At 71.6% G+C, this 17,579-nt stretch carries 14 protein-coding genes; 9 read left to right on the top strand and 5 right to left on the bottom strand.

Translation table 11 applies throughout. The features are described from left to right. Positions 1-61 precede the first annotated feature (61 nt). Genes BM342_RS02195 through BM342_RS02185 form a run of 3 tightly spaced genes read left to right on the top strand, consistent with a single transcriptional unit; the run spans position 62 to position 3,484 of the window. Positions 62-1,297 carry an NYN domain-containing protein gene (locus BM342_RS02195; RefSeq protein ID WP_092963891.1) on the top strand — a complete coding sequence of 412 codons (1,236 nt, stop codon included), beginning with the start codon at positions 62-64 and terminating at the stop codon, positions 1,295-1,297. A gap of 37 nt (positions 1,298-1,334) precedes the next feature. Beyond that, the gene (locus BM342_RS02190; protein ID WP_255368464.1) at positions 1,335-2,141 is read left to right on the top strand and encodes a FadR/GntR family transcriptional regulator; all 807 of its coding nucleotides are present in this window, start codon (positions 1,335-1,337) and stop codon (positions 2,139-2,141) included. Beyond that, the gene (locus BM342_RS02185) at positions 2,135-3,484 is read left to right on the top strand and encodes an alpha-hydroxy acid oxidase (protein WP_092963890.1); all 1,350 of its coding nucleotides are present in this window, start codon (positions 2,135-2,137) and stop codon (positions 3,482-3,484) included. The genes BM342_RS02190 and BM342_RS02185 overlap by 7 nt, the downstream gene beginning before the upstream one ends. 195 nt (positions 3,485-3,679) lie before the next feature. On the opposite strand, the gene BM342_RS02180 is transcribed toward BM342_RS02185, so the two are convergent. From BM342_RS02180 to BM342_RS02165, 4 genes are all read right to left on the bottom strand, one after another. After that, on the bottom strand, positions 3,680-4,132 hold the full coding sequence (locus BM342_RS02180; RefSeq protein ID WP_143109730.1) for a hypothetical protein: 453 nt from the start codon (positions 4,130-4,132) through the stop codon (positions 3,680-3,682). 290 nt (positions 4,133-4,422) lie between these two features. Then, positions 4,423-6,699: a glycoside hydrolase family 3 C-terminal domain-containing protein gene (locus BM342_RS02175; protein ID WP_092963888.1), complete on the bottom strand. Its 2,277-nt coding sequence runs from the start codon at positions 6,697-6,699 to the stop codon at positions 4,423-4,425. A gap of 45 nt (positions 6,700-6,744) precedes the next feature. Then, complete coding sequence (locus BM342_RS02170) at positions 6,745-7,515, bottom strand: phosphatase PAP2 family protein (RefSeq protein ID WP_092963887.1); 771 nt, start codon at positions 7,513-7,515, stop codon at positions 6,745-6,747. After that, positions 7,515-8,831, bottom strand: coding sequence for an MFS transporter (locus tag BM342_RS02165; RefSeq protein ID WP_092963886.1), 1,317 nt, complete (start codon positions 8,829-8,831; stop codon positions 7,515-7,517). The genes BM342_RS02170 and BM342_RS02165 overlap by 1 nt, the downstream gene beginning before the upstream one ends. Positions 8,832-8,939: 108 nt before the next feature. Between BM342_RS02165 and BM342_RS02160 the strand changes: the two genes are divergently transcribed. The 6 genes from BM342_RS02160 to BM342_RS02135 all read left to right on the top strand — a co-directional run bounded on the left by BM342_RS02160 (position 8,940) and on the right by BM342_RS02135 (position 16,197). Continuing rightward, positions 8,940-9,641: a TetR/AcrR family transcriptional regulator gene (locus BM342_RS02160; protein ID WP_092963885.1), complete on the top strand. Its 702-nt coding sequence runs from the start codon at positions 8,940-8,942 to the stop codon at positions 9,639-9,641. Next, on the top strand, positions 9,638-10,843 hold the full coding sequence (locus BM342_RS02155) for an ROK family transcriptional regulator (protein ID WP_092963884.1): 1,206 nt from the start codon (positions 9,638-9,640) through the stop codon (positions 10,841-10,843). Before BM342_RS02160 ends, BM342_RS02155 begins: the two co-directional genes overlap by 4 nt. 154 nt (positions 10,844-10,997) lie before the next feature. Then, the gene (locus BM342_RS02150) at positions 10,998-12,311 is read left to right on the top strand and encodes an MFS transporter (RefSeq protein WP_092963883.1); all 1,314 of its coding nucleotides are present in this window, start codon (positions 10,998-11,000) and stop codon (positions 12,309-12,311) included. A gap of 10 nt (positions 12,312-12,321) precedes the next feature. Next, positions 12,322-13,875: a carboxylesterase/lipase family protein gene (locus BM342_RS02145; RefSeq protein WP_092963882.1), complete on the top strand. Its 1,554-nt coding sequence runs from the start codon at positions 12,322-12,324 to the stop codon at positions 13,873-13,875. Positions 13,876-13,926: 51 nt separating this feature from the next. After that, positions 13,927-15,249: an ROK family transcriptional regulator gene (locus tag BM342_RS02140; protein WP_092963881.1), complete on the top strand. Its 1,323-nt coding sequence runs from the start codon at positions 13,927-13,929 to the stop codon at positions 15,247-15,249. A gap of 66 nt (positions 15,250-15,315) precedes the next feature. Next, a complete protein-coding gene (locus tag BM342_RS02135; RefSeq protein WP_092963880.1) occupies positions 15,316-16,197 on the top strand; it encodes an AraC family transcriptional regulator in 882 nt (293 codons plus the stop codon). 54 nt (positions 16,198-16,251) lie between these two features. On the opposite strand, the gene BM342_RS02130 is transcribed toward BM342_RS02135, so the two are convergent. Beyond that, positions 16,252-17,511 carry an MFS transporter gene (locus BM342_RS02130; protein WP_177232019.1) on the bottom strand — a complete coding sequence of 420 codons (1,260 nt, stop codon included), beginning with the start codon at positions 17,509-17,511 and terminating at the stop codon, positions 16,252-16,254. Between the last annotated feature and the right edge of the window lie 68 nt (positions 17,512-17,579).

Genomic DNA, 17,579 nt, shown 5'->3' with positions numbered 1-17,579 from the left:
GTGCCCGGCTGGCTCCGAACGGGGGCTACCCCGGCGGCTGCTCAGCCGTGACGATAGGCGCATGAGAGACACCGTCACCCGACGCGCTGCACTGTTCGTCGACTTCGACAACATCTTCCTCGGCCTCCAACGCCTGGATCGCGCCGCGGCCGAGGCGTTCGCGACCGAACCCGAGGCCTGGCTCGACGCGATCGCCCGGGGCGACGGCCGCGAGCGCCGGTTCCTGATCCGCAACTGCTACCTGAATCCGGCCGCATTCTCGAAGTACCGCTCGTACTGGGTTCGGGCCGGGTTCGGTGTGGTGGATTGCCCCTCGTTGACGCAGCAGGGCAAGAGCAGCGCCGACATCAACCTCGTGCTGGACGTGGTCGATGTCCTGGGTGGAGCCACACGAGTCGATGAATTCTTCATCGCGTCGGCCGACGCCGACTTCACCTCGCTGGTGCGGAAACTCCGGGCCGAGGACCGCTGGACGAGCGTGATCGTCGCCGGCCCGGTCGCGAGCGCGTACCGGGCGGTCGCCGACCAGGTGGTGCAGGCCGACGACCTCATCGAACTCATCACATCGCGCGCCGTCTCCGCCGCCGCAGGTACATCCGAAGATCGAATGCGCTCGGACGGCCGTGACGCCGTGCTCGCACACCTGCGCTCCGCCAAGGGCCCCGTCGAACTCGCCACGCTGGCCCACCGGGCGCGCCTCGCCGATCCGACGCTCACCCGCGACTGGGGTGAGTCCGGGTCGTTCCGCAGTTGGCTCGCGGCGTCCGGCGCAGCCATCGGCATCCACTCGGGCGCGGGAGGGTGGGCTTGGGATGCCGAACGCTTCCGCGAGGAAGATCTGCCGTTCGCCCAGGACGCGCCCCGGCCCGAGCCCGTGATCGTCCCGACCGAGGTCGGGGCATCCATCGTGGGCGACCTCACGCCGTTGCAACACCAGGTGACCCAGGTCACGGACATCCCCCGACTGACGGAAGACGCCTACCGACGTGTGCTGACGGCATTGCACGCCGACCTCGCCGAGCACCCGCTCGTGCTCAACGACACGTCGAAGCGGGTGCGCGACGCGTGCGCGAGCGCGGGTACGCCGGTCGGACGCGGGTCGATCAGTTTCGTCATCCGGGGCCTGCAGTACTCGGACCTCGGTGTGAGCCGCCAGCCCACGCTGCGCGAGGTCGCCTCCGGGTGGACGAGGAACGTGGAGTCCCTCTGCCGTGGCGCTCGGATCGAGCTCGACGACCGGGACCTCGCCGAGCTGCGGGCCTGGGTGAGCGGCGGACTCCTCGAGGATGTGGTCTGACCACATCTGCTACTGTGGTCAGACCACAGTGGCGGCGATGCGGCAGGGAGGCGACGTGGCGACCGAGATGCAGAGCGAGGCCGAGGGCGAGAGCCCGCGCGCGTGGCGCACCGTGCTCGAGCACGTCGAAGGGCGGCTGCTCGCGGGCGACCTCCGCGCCGGCGATCGCCTGCCGGGCGAACGCGCCCTCGCCGCCGACCTCGGCGTCGGACGGTCGAGCGTCCGCGAGGCGGTGCGCGTGCTCGAGGCCATGGGGCTGATCCGCACGGCGGCCGGCTCCGGGCCGAACGCCGGGGCGATCATCATCGCCACGCCCGGCGGGGCCATGAGCGCACTCATGCGGCTGCAGGTCGCCGCCCACGGGTTCCCGGTCGCCGACATCGTGCGCACGCGGCTCATCCTCGAGACGGCGGTCGCCGGCGAGCTCGCCGAGACGGCATCGGTGATCGCCCCCGACCTCTCCTCCGCCGACGCCCTGCTCGACGCCATGGACTCCCCCGACCTCGCGCCCGCGGAGTTCCTCGCGCTCGACGCCGCGTTCCACCTGGCGCTGGCCGAGGCATCCGGCAACCAGGTGGTCGCCGCGACCATGGCGGGCCTCCGCAGCGGCATCGAGGCCTACGCGCTCGACGGCCTCGCGCGCATCGACGACTGGCACGCGACATCCGCCCGACTTCGCAGCGAGCATCGCGGCATCGTCGAGGCGATCAGGGCGACGGATGCCGCGGCCGCCCGCACCCGGACCCACGACCACATCTCGGGGTACTACGCCGAGACCATGCCCGAACCGCAGAACGATCCGCGGCCAGAACCCCACGCCCTCGAGGAGACCAGCTCATGGTGAAGCGCCAGTTCCCGAACCCGAAGGAGCTCGCGCAGCTCATGAGGTTCAAGACGCCCACGCTCGACCCGACCGACCGCCGGCTCGAGAAGGCGCTCACGATCGCCGACCTGCGCGACATCGCCAAGCGCCGCACGCCGAAGGCCGCGTTCGACTACACCGAGGGCGCCGCCGAGGGCGAGCTCTCGCTCGCACGTGCGCGCCAGGCGTTCCAGGACGTCGAGTTCCACCCGTCGATCCTGCGCAGCGTGCCCGTGGTCGACACCACCCGCGAGGTGCTCGGCGGCACGAGCGCGCTGCCGTTCGGCATCGCACCCACCGGGTTCACGCGCCTCATGCAGACCGAAGGCGAGATCGCCGGCGCCGGTGCGGCCGGTGCGGCCGGCATCCCCTTCACCCTGTCTACCCTCGGCACCACGTCGATCGAAGACGTGAAGGCCGCGAACCCGACCGGGCGCAACTGGTTCCAGCTCTACGTCATGCGCGAGCGCGAGATCTCCTACGAGCTCACGCGTCGTGCCGCGGCTGCGGGCTTCGACACGATCTTCTTCACGGTCGACACCCCGGTCGCGGGTGCTCGCCTGCGCGACAAGCGCAACGGCTTCTCGATCCCGCCGCAGCTGACGCCGGGCACGATCATCAACGCGATCCCGCGGCCGGCCTGGTGGATCAACTTCCTCACGACCCCGCCGCTCGAGTTCGCCTCGCTCTCGACGACCGGCGGCACCGTCGGCGAGCTGCTCGACTCGGCCATGGACCCGACCATCTCGTTCGACGACCTCGACATCATCCGCTCGATGTGGCCGGGCAAGATCGTCGTCAAGGGCGTGCAGACCGTTGAAGACGCGCGCCTGCTCGCCGACCGCGGCGTCGACGGCGTCGTGCTCTCGAACCACGGCGGGCGCCAGCTCGACCGCGCGCCGATCCCGTTCCACCTGCTGCCGCACGTCGTGCGCGAGATCGGCTCCGACATGGAGGTGCACGTCGACACCGGCATCATGAACGGCGCCGACATCGTCGCCTCCGTCGCCCTCGGCGCGAACTTCACCCTCATCGGCCGCGCGTACCTCTACGGGCTGATGGCCGGCGGGCGCCGCGGCGTCGACAAGACCATCTCGATCCTCAAGGGCGAGGTCGAGCGCACCATGAAGCTGCTCGAGGTCGCCACCCTCGACGAGCTCGGCCCCCAGCACGTCACGCAGCTCACGCGCATGGTGCCCATCGCCAAGCCGCTGGCGGATGCCGCCGCGCAGGCCGTGGCGACCGCCAAGCCGAAGACGACGCGAAGCCCGCGCACGCCTTCGGCAGCGAAGCCCGCGACGAAGAAGCCGTCGGTCAAGCAGTGAGCACCCCGCCGGTCGAGTAGCGAAGCGTATCGAGACCAGCGCCAGCGCCCCGAACAGAGTCGGGTCTCGATACGGCGCTGGCGCGCCTACTCGACCGGCGGGTTGGCGCGCGGCGAGGTCTCGATACGGCGACGGGGCGCCTACTCGACCGTCGACTCTCCTCGACCGGCAGGGTTCGCGGGCGCCGCCGGTCGCCTACTCGGCCGTCGACTTCGCAGCTCGAGCGTCGGCGTTCTTCTGCCAGGCCTTGGCGGCCGAGTCGGCCCAGTGGTCGATCTTCTTGGCGGCGGCACGGCGCTGCTTGGCCTCGAGGGCGATCGCGAGCTGATTGAGCTTCGCCGCGGCATCCGCGTGCTTGCGATCGGCCGCATCGCCGGATGCCGCAGCCCGCGTCGATGCGCCGACCAGTCGACGCGTGGCTCGATGCGCGAGCCGAACCGATTCGTGCGGGCGGCTCTTGCGCAGTTCGCGTGCAAGGCGCACGTCGGCCTGCGCGTCGGCCGTCAGCGCGGCGAATCGCTCCGCGCCCGCCCGCGTGAGGCTCTCGCCGACCTTGCGCGCGTGCTTCGCCGCCCGCTTCGCCTCACGCACGGCACGCCTCGCCTCTGCGCGGGCCCGCTTGCGGGCGGCTTCTGCTGACTTCGTCACGGGCATTCGGCTCCCCCTCCGTCTGCTCCGGCCAGTCTGGCACTCAGCCGTGCCACCGCGACAGGGGTTGCGCCCTCGCACCCGTGCAGCCAGCGCACCCGCGCCGCCCGCCCCCCTCTCGCCCGTGGCCGCCATCGAGATGACGCCGGTTGCCGGGTGAATCGTCCACCGCCCGACAACTGGTGTCATCTCGACGAGGCGCGGGGCCAGCAGGCGCGAGGCGCGCGCAGGGCAACGGCGGATGCCGCGGGCCGACGTCGGCCCGCGGCATCCGCCGTCTTCACTGGGTACTACTGGCCGTTCGACGCGGCGATGAGCTGCTCGACCTGCTCCATCGAGACGGGCATGCCCGGGAACGACGCGAGCCGGCCGATCGGGAACGACGCCATCATCTTGAACATCGCCGGGTCGGCCATGAGCGCGCCGGCGGTGCCGCCGTCGCCGGCCGCGAAGGCCTGCATGACGATCGGGCCCGCGACGGGGTGGGCGATGAGCTCGCCGATCGACGAGTTCAGCGAGAGCGGCGCACTCACGGCGTCGCCCTCGACCCCGACGGTCGCGGTGGCGCGGATGTCGCGGCTCGACGAGCCGACCGACACCTCGTAGGCGCCGCCCTCGACGACCCACTCGTCGACGCGCGTGTCCCAGTGCGCGAGGTCCTTGCGGCGCACGAGCACCTCGACCTCGCGGGACTCGCCCGCGGCGAGCGAGACCTTCGCGAAGCCCTTGAGCTCGCGGGGCGCTCGCACGACCGTCGAGTCGGGCACCGAGGTGTACACCTGCACGATCTCGGCGCCGTCGCGGTCGCCCGTGTTCGTCACGGTGACCCGCACGGCGATGCCCTCGGGCGAGGCGGTCGCCGCGGCATCCGAGTATCCGAAGCTCGTGTACGAGAGGCCGTGGCCGAACGGGTAGGTGACCGCGAGGTCGCGCGCGTCGTACCAGCGGTAGCCCACGAAGAGGCCCTCGCCGTAGCGCACGTGCGAGTGCTCGCCCGGGAAGTCGAGGTACGCGGGGCTGTCGGCCAGGCGCACCGGGATCGTCTCGGTCAGGCGGCCCGACGGGTTGACCACGCCGTAGAGCACGTCGGCGACCGCGCCGCCGCCGGCCTGGCCGAGCAGCCAGCCCTCGACGATCGCGGGCACGCGGTCGGCGAAGCCCGAGAGGCGCACGACGCCGCCGTTCGAGAGCACGACGACGACGTTCGCGTTGGCCGCGAGCACCGCGTCGAGCAGCTCGAGCTGCGCCGCGGGGAGTTCGAGGTCCTCGCGGTCGAAGCCCTCGGACTCCTGCGCGGCGGGCACGCCGAGGAAGAGCAGCACGGTCGAGGCGGCGGATGCCGCGGCGACCGCCTCTGCGGTGAGCTCGGCCGAGCTCGACCCGTCGGCGCCGTAGCCAGCGGCGAACGCGACTCCGGCGTCGGAGCCGGTGCCGCCCGCGAGCACCCGGATCTCGTCGAGCGCGTTGTCGAGCTTCGTCGGGTTGATCTGCGACGAGCCCGCGCCCTGGTAGCGGGGCGTGCGGGCGAGCTCGCCGATGACGGCGACCGAGGCATCGGCCGCGAGGGGCAGCACGCCCTCGTTCTTCAGCAGCACGATCGAGGCGGCGGCGACCTCACGGGCGAGGCCGTGGTGCGCGGCGACGTCGTAGGTCGCATCGGCGCGGGCGTTGCGCACGGCCTTCTGCACGAGCTCGACGTTGCGGCGCGCCGCGAGGTCGAGGTCGGCCTCGGCGAGCGAGCCGTCCTGCACGGCGGCGACGAGCTGCGCATCGGTGCGGCCCGCGCTCGACGGCATCTCGAGGTCGAGGCCGGCGACGAGTCCGGTGACCCGGTGGTTCACGGCGCCCCAGTCGGAGACGACGAGGCCTTCGAAGCCCCACTCGTCGCGAAGCACCTTCGTGAGCAGCCACGGGTCCTCCGACGTGTAGACGCCGTTGAGCCGGTTGTACGAGCACATGACGGTCCACGGCTGGGCGTCCTCGACGACGCGCTGGAAGCCGCGCAGGTAGATCTCGCGCAGCGGGCGCTCGTCGATGTCGGCCGAGACGCGCATGCGGTCGGCCTCCTGGTTGTTGGCCGCGAAGTGCTTGAGCGACGCGCCGACGCCCTGCGACTGCAAGCCGCGCACGAGCGCCGAGCCGAGCACGCCCGAGACGAGCGGGTCCTCCGAGAGGTACTCGAAGTTGCGTCCGCAGAGCGGCGAGCGCTTGATGTTGATGCCGGGGCCGAGCAGCACGCCGACGCCCTCGGCCTGCGCCTCCTCGCCGAGCGCCGTGCCGACGCGCTCGAGCAGTTCGGGGTCGAACGACGACCCGAGCGCAACGGCGGGCGGGAAGCACGTGGCCGGCACGCTGTCGCCGATGCCGAGGTGGTCGCTGTCGGCGCGCTGCAGGCGCACGCCGTGCGGGCCGTCGGTCAGCACGATCGAGGGCAGGCCGACGCGGTCGACCGCCTTGGTGCTCCAGAAGTCGGCGCCGCTCGTGAGCGAGGCCTTCTCTTCCAGCGTCAGGTCGGCGACGACATCCGCCGCGGATGCCTCTACGGCACTGTTCAGGGTGTCGGTCATGGTGCTCCTTCACATTCGCCGGCGGGTGCCGGCTCGGGGTTGGGTCTAGGCGGCCGCGGCGGGCAGTGCCGGTTCGGCCGGCGCGGTCGCGGCTCGGGCGCGTCGGAACAGCGGCTTGCCGTAGTCCTTCGCGATGAGGGTCGAGAACAGCCACCAGATGACGAGCGTCATGCTGACGCCGCCGATGATGCCGAACACGGCATCCGAGAACCAGTGGGCGTTGATGAGCGTGCGCTGCCAGATCATGCCGAGCGCGAGGAACGGGGCGATGAACCACCAGATGCGACGCTTGGCCGGCGGCAGCACTGCTGCGACGGCGATGAGGAGGATTCCGGCCGTCACCGCGTGACCTGACGGGAACGAGCCGTGGTCGACCGAGAAGAGCGGTCCGTACAGGCCGTTCACGAGATCGTCGGCGGGCCGGGGGCGGTCGACGAGGTTCTTGGTCAGCTGGGAGACCCCGAAGTTGCCGACGAGCTGGGCGGTGATCCAGAACAGCGCCGAGCGCCACCGACGCACGATGAAGAGCCAGATCGGAACCAGCAGCAGCGCGAGCGTGAAGCCGGGCAGCTCGCCGAGGTACTGGAAGAACATCGGAACGGCCCAGGTGACGTGGTCGATGCTGCTCGCGCCGACCAGCGCGCGCCACGCGTCGTCCATCGGCTGCGTGAACGGCGCCTCCACGTTCTGGAACACCGCGATGCCGAACACGACGAACAGGGCGAGCCCGATGAGGCCGAGGACGAGCAGCACGCGAGGGCGCTTGCCCGGGGTCTGGTTCACGACGGGGTTCGTCGAGGTCGAGGCATCCGTCATCACTTCACCGCCTTGATGGGCCACACGGCGAACGCGCCCAGCACGGACAGCACGATGCCGACGGGGAACAGCGCGGTGTATCCGAACGAGAGCACGATCGCGCCGGCGACGCCCGGGGCGAGCGTCTGCGGCAGGGTCGCCGCGATGTTGACGACGCCGAGATCCTTCGCGAACGACTTCGCCGAGGGCAGCACCTCGCTCATGAGCGCGGTGTCGACGGCCTGGAACATGCCGAAGCCGAGGCCCGAGACGAACGTGAAGACCATCCACGCGGTGAGGTCGGGCCAGACCCACGGCACGACGAGCGCGAGTCCGGTGACGACCGACGAGATGAACACGAAGGGCTTGCGCCGGCCGACCTTGTCGGAGAGCGGACCCGACACGACCGTGGCGAGCAGGATGCCGACGAGGCTGATCAGGCCCAGCATGGGGATGACGGTCTCGGGGTTCTCGACGCCGAAGTAGTCGGTCAGCAGGAAGAGCTGGAACCCGGTGACGGCGAAGTAGCCCGTGTAGAGCAGCAGGCGACCGGTGAAGGCCCAGAAGAAGTCGGGGTGCTTGATCGGGTTCACCCAGAACGTGCGCAGGAAGTCGCCGAACCGGAACGGCTCGGGCGAGAGGTCCTTCGAGGAGTAGTCGGGGTTGAAGACGATGAAGAGGGTGAGGATCACGAGCGAGAACGCTGCGAAGGTCACGTAGCCGGCCGTGATGCTGTTGAAGAACAGCGAGCCGACGATCTGCCCGCCGAGGGCGCCGACCATGAGGCCGATGCCCGAGAGGGCGGCGAAGGTGCCGCGACGCTTGAGCGGCACCCGGTCGGGCATGATCGCGCTGAGCGGGCCCTGCGCGATGTTGTAGGTGATCTGCACGAGGCTCCACGCGATCACGACGCCGACCAGCGAGTTCGCGAACGCGAGCCCGACGAGCGAGAGGCCGCCCGCGAGCGCTCCGATGAAGATCCAGGGGGCACGTCGGCCGAAGCGCGAGCGGGTGCGGTCGGAGATCTGCCCGGCGATCGGCTGGGCGAGCATCGAGCAGAACGCGCCGATGGTCGCCACGAGCGTGAGGTTCGCGACCTTGTCGGCCTCGCCGAACAGCGCGGTGATCTGGGCCGGGAGCAGGATGCCGGGAACGGCGCCCCAGATGAGGAAGATCCCGAGGTTGGCCGGGATGATCCAGCCGAGCAGGCGGCGGACGCCCTTGATCGGGGCGGGCGGATCCTCGTTGCCTGCGGCCTCCTCGACGAAGGCGACGGCGTCGTCGACGGCCGTATCGGGTTCGGGCGATGGTTCGACGGGTGATGCTGGGGAGGACATCGTTGTCATTGGTCGGGGTCCTTTCGGGGCCTCGTCATCGAGGTGGATTGCAAAACCATACTTCGCTCGGTTTTGGAATGCAAGCAAGAAGATCCGTAGCATTCCCCTATGGCACGTAGAGGTTCATATGCGAAGGGCATCGCCAAGCGCGAGGAGATCCTGACGACCGCGCTCGAGGTGATCGCGCGCAACGGCTACCGCCGCACGAGCGTGAAGGAGCTCGCCGACGCCGTCGGGCTCAGCCAGGCCGGACTGCTGCACTACTTCAGTTCGAAGGACGAGCTGTTCCAGGAGATCCTCCGCAAGCGCGACGAGGCCGACCAGGTCGCGTGGGGCGGCGAGTCCGGCGCCCCGGCCCACGACGACACTGCCGCCGGGGGCACCCTCGCCTCCCGTCTCGAGCGGCTCGACCAGGCGCGATTCATCGAGGGCTTCATCGCGATCATGCGGCACAACGCCGACGTGCCCGGCCTCGTGCAGCTCTACGCGCGCCTCTCGGCCGACGCCACCGACCCCGAGCACCCCGCGCACGCGTTCTTCGTCGACCGCTCGAAGACCTTCCGCCGCTACGGCGCCGAGGCGCTGCGCCGCCTCCAGGAGGCCGGAGAACTGGCGGCCGACGTCGATCCCGACCTCACCGCGACGAGCCTCATCGCCCTCGCCGACGGCCTCCAGACGCAGTGGCTGCTCGACCCCGACGTCGACATGGCCGCGCACATCGAGGCGTTCGTCGACCAGCTCCGCGCACCGGCGGCGGCGGATCCCGCACCAGCACCCGCTTCGACGCCCGCACCGACGCCGACACCGTGAGCTCGCTCGCGAGCGCCGACGTCCGACGCCACAACCTCGCGCTCGTCGCGACGAAGCTGGCCGAGCTCGGCGAGGCCTCGCGGAGCGACCTCGCGGATGCCACGGGCCTCACCCGGGGCTCGCTGACCGCGCTCGTGCGCGAGCTCGAACGCGGCGGCCTCGTGCACGAGACCGAGTCCGTCGCGCCCGAGGGCCGCGGGCGTCCGCGTACCCTCCTCGCGCTCTCCGCCGACCACCTCGCCCTCGTGACCGTGCTCATCGACGCCGATCACGCGAGCGCCGTCGCGAGCACGCTCGGCGGCACGCGGCTCGCGCGGGTCGAACTGCGGCACGGACGCCCCATGGGCGATCCGGGTCGCGTACTCGACACCGCGGCCGAGGCGCTCGACGCCGTGCTCGATCGCCTCGACGGCCGGGCCGTGGCCGAGGCATCCGTCGTCGTCTGGGCGCCCATCGGCGGCGAACCCGCGCTGGTGCTCGCCGACACCGACCTCGGCTGGGGCACGGTCGACGTGCTGACCCTGCTCGGCGAGCGGTCGGCGCGGTTCGCCGCCCTCCGCGATGCCGGTGCCGCGCGCCTCGTCGCCGACACGGCCGTCGCCGCGCTGGCCGAGCACGCCGCGGCCGGCGGACCGGCCGAGCTCGTCTACCTCAAGAGCGACTCGGGCATCGGCGGCGCCGTCATCACGGGCGGCACGCCGCTCGACGGAACGCATCGGCTGGCGGCAGCACTGGGCCACCTGCCGATCGTGCCAGGCGGCGTGCGCTGCGAGTGCGGGCAGCACGGATGCCTCGTGACGGTGGCCGGACCCGATGTGCTGCTCGAGGCGGCGGGCCTGGGCGACCTCGCGCGCGACGAAGGCCTGGAGGCCGCGCTCGACGAGTTCGTCCGCCGGATCCACGCGGAGGAGCCGGCCGCGGCGGCGGCGTGGCGCGCGGGCTCGATCGAGCTCGCCAGGGCGATCCAGATCGTCGTGCTCACCGTCGACCCGGCGCTCGTCGTACTGGGCGGCTACCTCGCGCGGCTCGCCGACGACGTGGCGGAGCGGCTCGCCGAGATCCAGCCCGGTATCGCCGGCATCGCGGTCCTGCCGCCGCCCGTTGTCGGCAGCCGCCTCGGACGCGATGCCGCGCTCATCGGCGCCGAGCAGGCGGCCGTGGCGCGCTTGCTCGCCGACCCGGTGGCGCTCGCTCGCGGCTGATGCCGGAGGGCGATGGGTTCTCGCCCCCGAGCAGACATATAGTTCACGACTTGAAGTTATCCGTCCGACACAGCAGACTGAATCCCGAAGGCCGCTCGGGTTCCACTCGGGCAGCCACCCGACCCAGGCCGTCTCGACGATGAGGAGCCCCCGAATGTCCCTGCAACCGCCGCTGCCCGACCCCGCAGCCGAACTCGCACCCACCGGCGTGATCTCCGCGACCGAACCGGTTCCGGGCGAGGCGCCCGCGAGCCCGCCGCCCACGAAGCGCACTCTGCCCGGCCTCATGGGGGTCTCCCTCGCCCTCTTCGCCACCTACGCGGGTCTCATCGCGATCCTGCTGCCGATCCAGGTCGCCCTCATCGACGAGGCGAACAAGGTCGCGAACCTCGCGATCATCGTCACGACCTCGTTCGTCTTCACGCTCTTCGCGCAGCCGATCGTGGGCGCGATCAGCGACCGCACGCGATCGCGGTTCGGCCGTCGCGCACCCTGGATGGTCGGCGGCGCGCTCATCGGCGGGGTGCTGCTGTTCGGCATGGGCTACCTCGACTCGATCCTCTGGCTCACGGTCTTCTGGGTGCTCATCCAGGTGTCGCTGAACGCCCTGCAAGGGCCGATGTCGGCGATCACCCCCGACCGGTTCCCGCGCGACAGGCGCGGTGTCGCGAGCGCCGTGTTCGGCCTCGGCATGCAGATCGGCGCGACCCTCGGCATCGTCATCGCCGGCCAGTTCGCCACGAACTTCGGTGTCGGTTACTCGGTGTTCGGCGTCATCGTGATCGTCGTGACGATCGCCTACGTCGTCATCGACCGCGACTGGTCGTCGAAGGAGGCGACGGTCGCGCCATGGAGCTGGAAGCAGTTCCTCGGCGGCTTCTGGATCAACCCCAGGCGGCACCCCGACTTCGCGTGGGCGTTCACCGCACGCTTCCTCTTCATGCTCGGCTACTTCGTCATCTCGGCGTACGGGCTGTACATCCTCACCGACTACATCGGCATGTCGCTGACCGAGGCGGCCTCCTCCCAGGTCACCCTGACGCTCGCGGGCCTCGTTCCGACCCTCCTCGCGGTCGCCGTCTCGGGCTGGTGGAGCGACCGGGTCGGCCGGCGCAAGGTGTTCATCTACGCCTCTTCGGCGATCATGGTCGCGAGCCTCGCGTTCCCGTTGCTCATGCCGAACATGACCGGCATGCTGCTCATGAACGTCATCATCGGCTTCGGATTCGGGTTCTACATGTCGGTCGACACCGCCCTCATGACCGAGGTGCTGCCCGGCGGCGGCACGAACGCGGGCAAGGACCTCGGCATCCTGAACATCGCGACCAACATCCCGCAGGCCATGAGCGCGGCCGTCGCCGGCCTGATCATCAGCTCGCTCGGCGGGTACCCGATGCTGTTCGTCTTCGCCATGGTCTTCGTCCTCATCGCGGCGATCGCCGTGTCCCCCATCAAGAGCGTGCGTTAGGAGCACCGACATGTCGCACACCCCCGCCCAATCCTCCGCACCCGGAACGACGGATGCCGCCGAGCTCTCCGGCTTCGTCGAGGTCGACACCCTCGCAGGCCGCGTCCGCGGCCGGTGGCGCCCGACCATCCGCTCGGAGGGCGACGCCACCGGCGGCCGCGGCGCCGAGCGATCGGCGGCCTTCCTCGGCATCCCGTTCGCCGAGGCGCCCGTCGGCGAACTGCGCTTCGCCGCGCCCGTGCCGAAGGCGCCGTGGGCGGGGGTGCTCGACGCCCTCGAGTTCGCGCCGACCGCGCAGCGCGGCGACCCCGGCGTGACGCTCATCCCCGAGCCGAGCGTTCCCGGCGAGTCGACGCTCAACGTCAACGTGTTCACCCCTTCGCCCGAGGCTCCCGTCGAGGGCGAAGGCCTGCCCGTGCTGGTGTGGATCCACGGCGGCGGCTACTTCGCCGGCTCGCCCGCGAGCGCCTGGTACGACGGCCGCAACTTCAACCGCGACGGCGTCGTGACGGTGACGATCTCGTACCGACTCGGCTTCGACGGCTTCGGATGGATCTCGGATGCCCCTGGCAACCGTGGCGTGCGGGACTGGCTGCTCGCGCTCGAATGGGTGCAGCAGAACATCTCCGCCTTCGGCGGAGACCCCTCGCGCGTGACGATCGCCGGCCAGTCGGCCGGCGGCGGCGCCGTGCTCACCCTGCTCGGCATGGAGGCCGCACAGCACCTGTTCCACGGCGTCTACGCGATCTCGGGGGCGCTCGCCGACGTGACGCCGGCGCGCAGCGAGACGTTCGGGCGCGCCCTCGCGGCCTCCGCAGGCGTCGAGCCGACGCGTGCCGCACTCTCGGGCGTGAGCGAGGAGCGGATCCTCGAACTGCAGAAGCAGGCGACCGAACTCAACGGCCCCGACGCCCTGAACGCGATCATCGAGGAGGGGCTGCCGCTCGGCCCCACGATCGACGGCGAGCTCGTCCTGCGCCCGACGCTCGAGTCGATCGCCGCGGGCGTCGGCGCGTCGAAGCCGCTCGTGCTGGGCGCCACCGACGACGAGTTCACGATGGCGTTCGCCGAGGCCGAGAAGAAGCTCCGCTGGATCCCGAAGTCGTTCATGCTGAAGAAGCTCGGCATGCCGAAGGAGCGCCTGAGGCCGTACCTCGCGGCGAACGCCGAGGTGGTGGCGAAGGGCACGGCGCGCATCGCCGGGCGGTTCCTCAGCGATCGCATGTTCCGAGCCGCGATCCTCGACGTGGTCGGGGCACGCGGCGAGACGCCGACGTGGCTGTACCGCTTCTCGTGGCCCTCCGGCCGCTTCGGGTTCGCCGAGCACTGCCTCGACGTGCCGTTCTTCTTCGACTGCCTCGACGGGCCCGCGATGGAGCCGCTCGCGGGGCCCAACCCGCCGCAGTCACTGGCCGACGAGGTGCACGCCGCCGCCGTGGCGTTCATCGAGGTCGGCGACCCGGGCTGGTCGACCGCCCGCGGCACGTCACCGGTCGCGAAGGTGTGGGACACGCCCTCGTTCGAGGCGACCGGCGCGTACGATTCGGTGCTCCCGTTGCGATGACACCCGGTTGGGGTACGTGACCGTCGGGTCCGCCGGGTTCATGCTTGCGTCATGACACCCGGCGATCCGACCGTCCCGACCGTCCCCACCATCACCGGCCCACTCGATCTCCACCGCGAGCAGTCCGCCCTCGTCGTCGAGCATCTCGTCACCCACGGCTCGGCCACCCGCAGCGAGCTCGCGAACGCGACGGGTCTCGGCCGCGGCACCATCGCGGGCCTGACCGCGCGCCTGCTCGACGCCGGCGTGATCCGCCCGTCCGACGACTCGCACGGCGACGGGCGCTCGACGCCGCTCGCGCTCTCCGGCGGCGACCGGGTGCTCGTCACGGCCCGCCTCACGCTCGACGAGGCGGTGGCCACGGTCGCGAGCCTCGCCGGTGACGAGTCCGCGCGCTTCACCGAGCCGCTGCCCCCGACCCCGGCCGCCGCGCAGGCACAAGCCCAGGCCCAGGCCCAGGCCAGAGGCGCGAGGATGCCGACCGCACCCGGCGGGGCGGCGGCTGCGACGACCGCCGGACCGATGACCTCGCTCGCCACCGTGATCAGCCGCGCGATCGCGCGCGTCGACCGCGCCGGGCAGCGCATCGCAGACCTCACCGTGCTCGTCGACGGCGCGATCGTCGGATCCCCCGCCGTCGTGATCACCGACCCGCGCTTCGGCGCCGAGCCCGTCGACGTCCTCGGCGAACTGCGCGCCAGGGTGCCAGCGATGGAGTCCGTCGAGGCCGCACTCCCCATGCCGATGCAGCTCGTGCGAGCCGCGGCGGCCGCCGCGAGCGTCGAGCTCGAGGCGCTGCCCGGCATCGGCGACGTGCTCTACCTCGACGGCGACACGGGCGTCTCCGCGGCGGCCGTCGCCGCGCACCGCCCGCTGCACGGCGCGCACGGCCTGGGAGCGACCTTCGGCCACCTGCCGATCGTTCCCGGCGGGCTGCGGTGCCGATGCGGCCAGCAGGGCTGCCTCGCGACGATCGCCGCACCTGACGTCGTGCTCGAACGCGCGGGGCTCTCCACGTACGCCGAAACCGACGGCCGCGCTGCTGCGCTCGAGGAGCTGACGCTGCGCATCGCCGAGGCCGAGGACCGCGCACGCTGGTCATGGCTCGACGCCGCGCACTGGATCGGCCGCACCCTGCAGGTCGTCGTGCCGACGCTCGATCCGGCAGTCGTCGTCGTCGGCGGCTACTGGGGCGGCCACATCGGCGACATCCAGAGCGCACTGCAGGCCAACCGCCCGACGGTGGGCGGCGGGGCGATCAGCGCGATCCCGGCCTTCTCACGGGCGGTCGGAGGGCCGGATGCCGCATTCGTCGGCGCTCGTCGGCAGGCGCGCGAGCGACTCATCGCCGACCCGCTGCTGCTGGTCGGCTGATCGGGCCCGTCCTGCCGCCGCTCGCGGCGCCGGAATATCCTCGCGCCCGCGACGATTGCACCTCTCATGTGCACGATCGCGGAGCATCCTCAGGTCGGCCCGTCGTCGATCGATGACGCGCGCACGATCGAAGACCTCATCGAGCACCTGAGATGGTCGGTGCTGGACTTCACCCACCGCCGCCTCCGCGCCGGCGAGCTCCGTGATGAGGCGCACGAGTCGACGAGGTTCCACTTCGTGATCTCGGGCACGGTCGAGCTCGAGCACGACGGCAGCACCTCCGTCATCGGATGCGGCGACTTCGCGCTGCTGCCGCGGGGCGGACGCGTGCGGGTGCGGGCCACGCACGAGACGATCCTGCTGAGCACGTCGCTCGCGCTCCTCGGCGCCCGTCCGACCCTGACCCGGGCGATGCCCGCCCTGCTCTCGTCGTACGGGTTCCGGCGTCAGGAACCCGCATTCGCGGCACTGCTCGACACCATGCACCGCGAGGCGTCCGATGCGCGACCCGGCGCGGGCGCGGTCATCGCCGGCCTCACCGACGTGGTCGTCTCGGCCGCGGTCAGGTTCTGGCTCGAGCACGGCTGCGGCAGCGCGAGGCCGTGGCTCGCCGCGGCCGACGACCAGAGCGTCGGGCTGGCGCTCGCGGCCATCCACGACGACCCGGGTGCGGCCTGGACCCTCGAATCCCTGGCTCGCGTCGCCCACGCCTCGCGGTCCCAGTTCGCGGAGCAGTTCCGGCTGTCCGTCGGCGAGACGCCGGCGCGCTACGTCGCTCGCATCCGCATGGGCAGGGCCGAGCGGATGCTGCGCGACGGCCTGCCCGTGAGCGGCATCGCGTTCCAGCTGGGCTACGACAGCGAGGCGGGCTTCAGCCGGGCCTTCCGTCGCCACAACGGCGTCGCCCCGAGCCACTGGCGACGGACCGCGCTGCAGTCCGTCGCCTGATCCGCTCAGACATGCCCGGCGGCGATCGCCCGTCGTCGCGGCGACCGCCGAACCTCACACCCGGCGGTGACGCGCCGAGGCGAGCACGAGCCCGCCGAGCACGGCCGCGACCCCGCCGCCGAGGAACGCCGCCTGCACGCCGACCGAGTCCACGATCGCCCCGCCGACGGCTGCACCGACGGTGATCGCGACCTGGAAGGCGGCGACGACCAGGCCTCCGGCGCTCTCGAGCCGATCCGGGGCGACCCCGGCGATCCAGGTCTGCACCATGGTCGGCACGGCGCCGAACCCGAGGCCCCAGACGAGCATCGCCACGACCGCGACGGCGAGGCTCCCGCCGGCGAGCGCGAAGAGCACGGTCGCAGCGCCGATGGCGGTCGGCGCAGCCACGACGAGCACGATGAGCCGGCGGTCGGCCAGCGGGCCGGCGATCAGGTTGCCTGCGAACGATGCGAGCCCGAATGCGGCGAGGAGCGCCGCGAGCACGGCGGCGTCGAATCCCCCGATGCTCTCGAACGCCGGTCGCAGGTAGGTGAACCCGGTGAAGTGGCCGCCGGCGATGAGCACGATCGACAGGATGCCGAGGGCGACCACGGGGCGCGCGGCCGTCGAGATGAGCGTGCGGAATCCCGGTGCACCCGTCGGCGGGACGGACGGCAGCGTCGTCAGCTGCACGGCGAGCGCGATCACCCCTGCCGCAGCAGCGCCGAGGAACACGGCGCGCCACCCGAACAGCTCGCCGAGCAGTGCGCCCGCGGGGACGGCCGCGATCGTCGCGAGCGAGACGCCCATGTTCACGACGGTCATCGCCCGCCCGAGCCGCTCGGCCGGCACGAGTTGAGCCGTCACCGCGAGCGACATCGCCCAGAAGCCCGAGATGGCGAGGCCCAGCAGCAGGCGTGAGGCGAGCATGAGCCCGAACACCGGCGCCAGCGCGACGAGCACGTTCGAGATGACGGCGAGCGTGGTGAGGCCGGCCATCACCCAGCGACGGTCGAGCCTCGGCAGCCCGGAGACGACGAGCGGCCCGCCGATGATGCCGATGATGCTGGTCGCGGTCACGAGCTGCCCCGCCGTTCCCTCGGAGACGCCGAGGTCGGCCGCGATCGGGGAGAGCATGCTCGCAGGGAGGAATTCGCTGGCCACGAGCGTGAAGATGCCGAGGCCGAGCGATACGACCGCAGGCCACGCCGGTTTCGCCCGACCCGACGGCCCGCCGGGCAGGACCTCGGGCGCTCCGGGCGCTCCGCGTTCGAGTTCGGAACGACCTGCGGAACCGGTGATCGTGGCGGTGCTGGCGGTGTCGGTCGACATGGCGCTCCTTCGAGGTGGTACCTCAACCATCGCGAACCGGTGGGCCGTGCACCCGACCGATCGTCGGC

Origin of the sequence: Agromyces sp. CF514 (assembly GCF_900113185.1) — a bacterium.
In the GTDB taxonomy this organism is placed as follows: domain Bacteria; phylum Actinomycetota; class Actinomycetes; order Actinomycetales; family Microbacteriaceae; genus Agromyces.
Note: the sequence above shows the minus strand (reverse complement) of the source record. Positions and strands in the feature narration are given on the sequence as shown.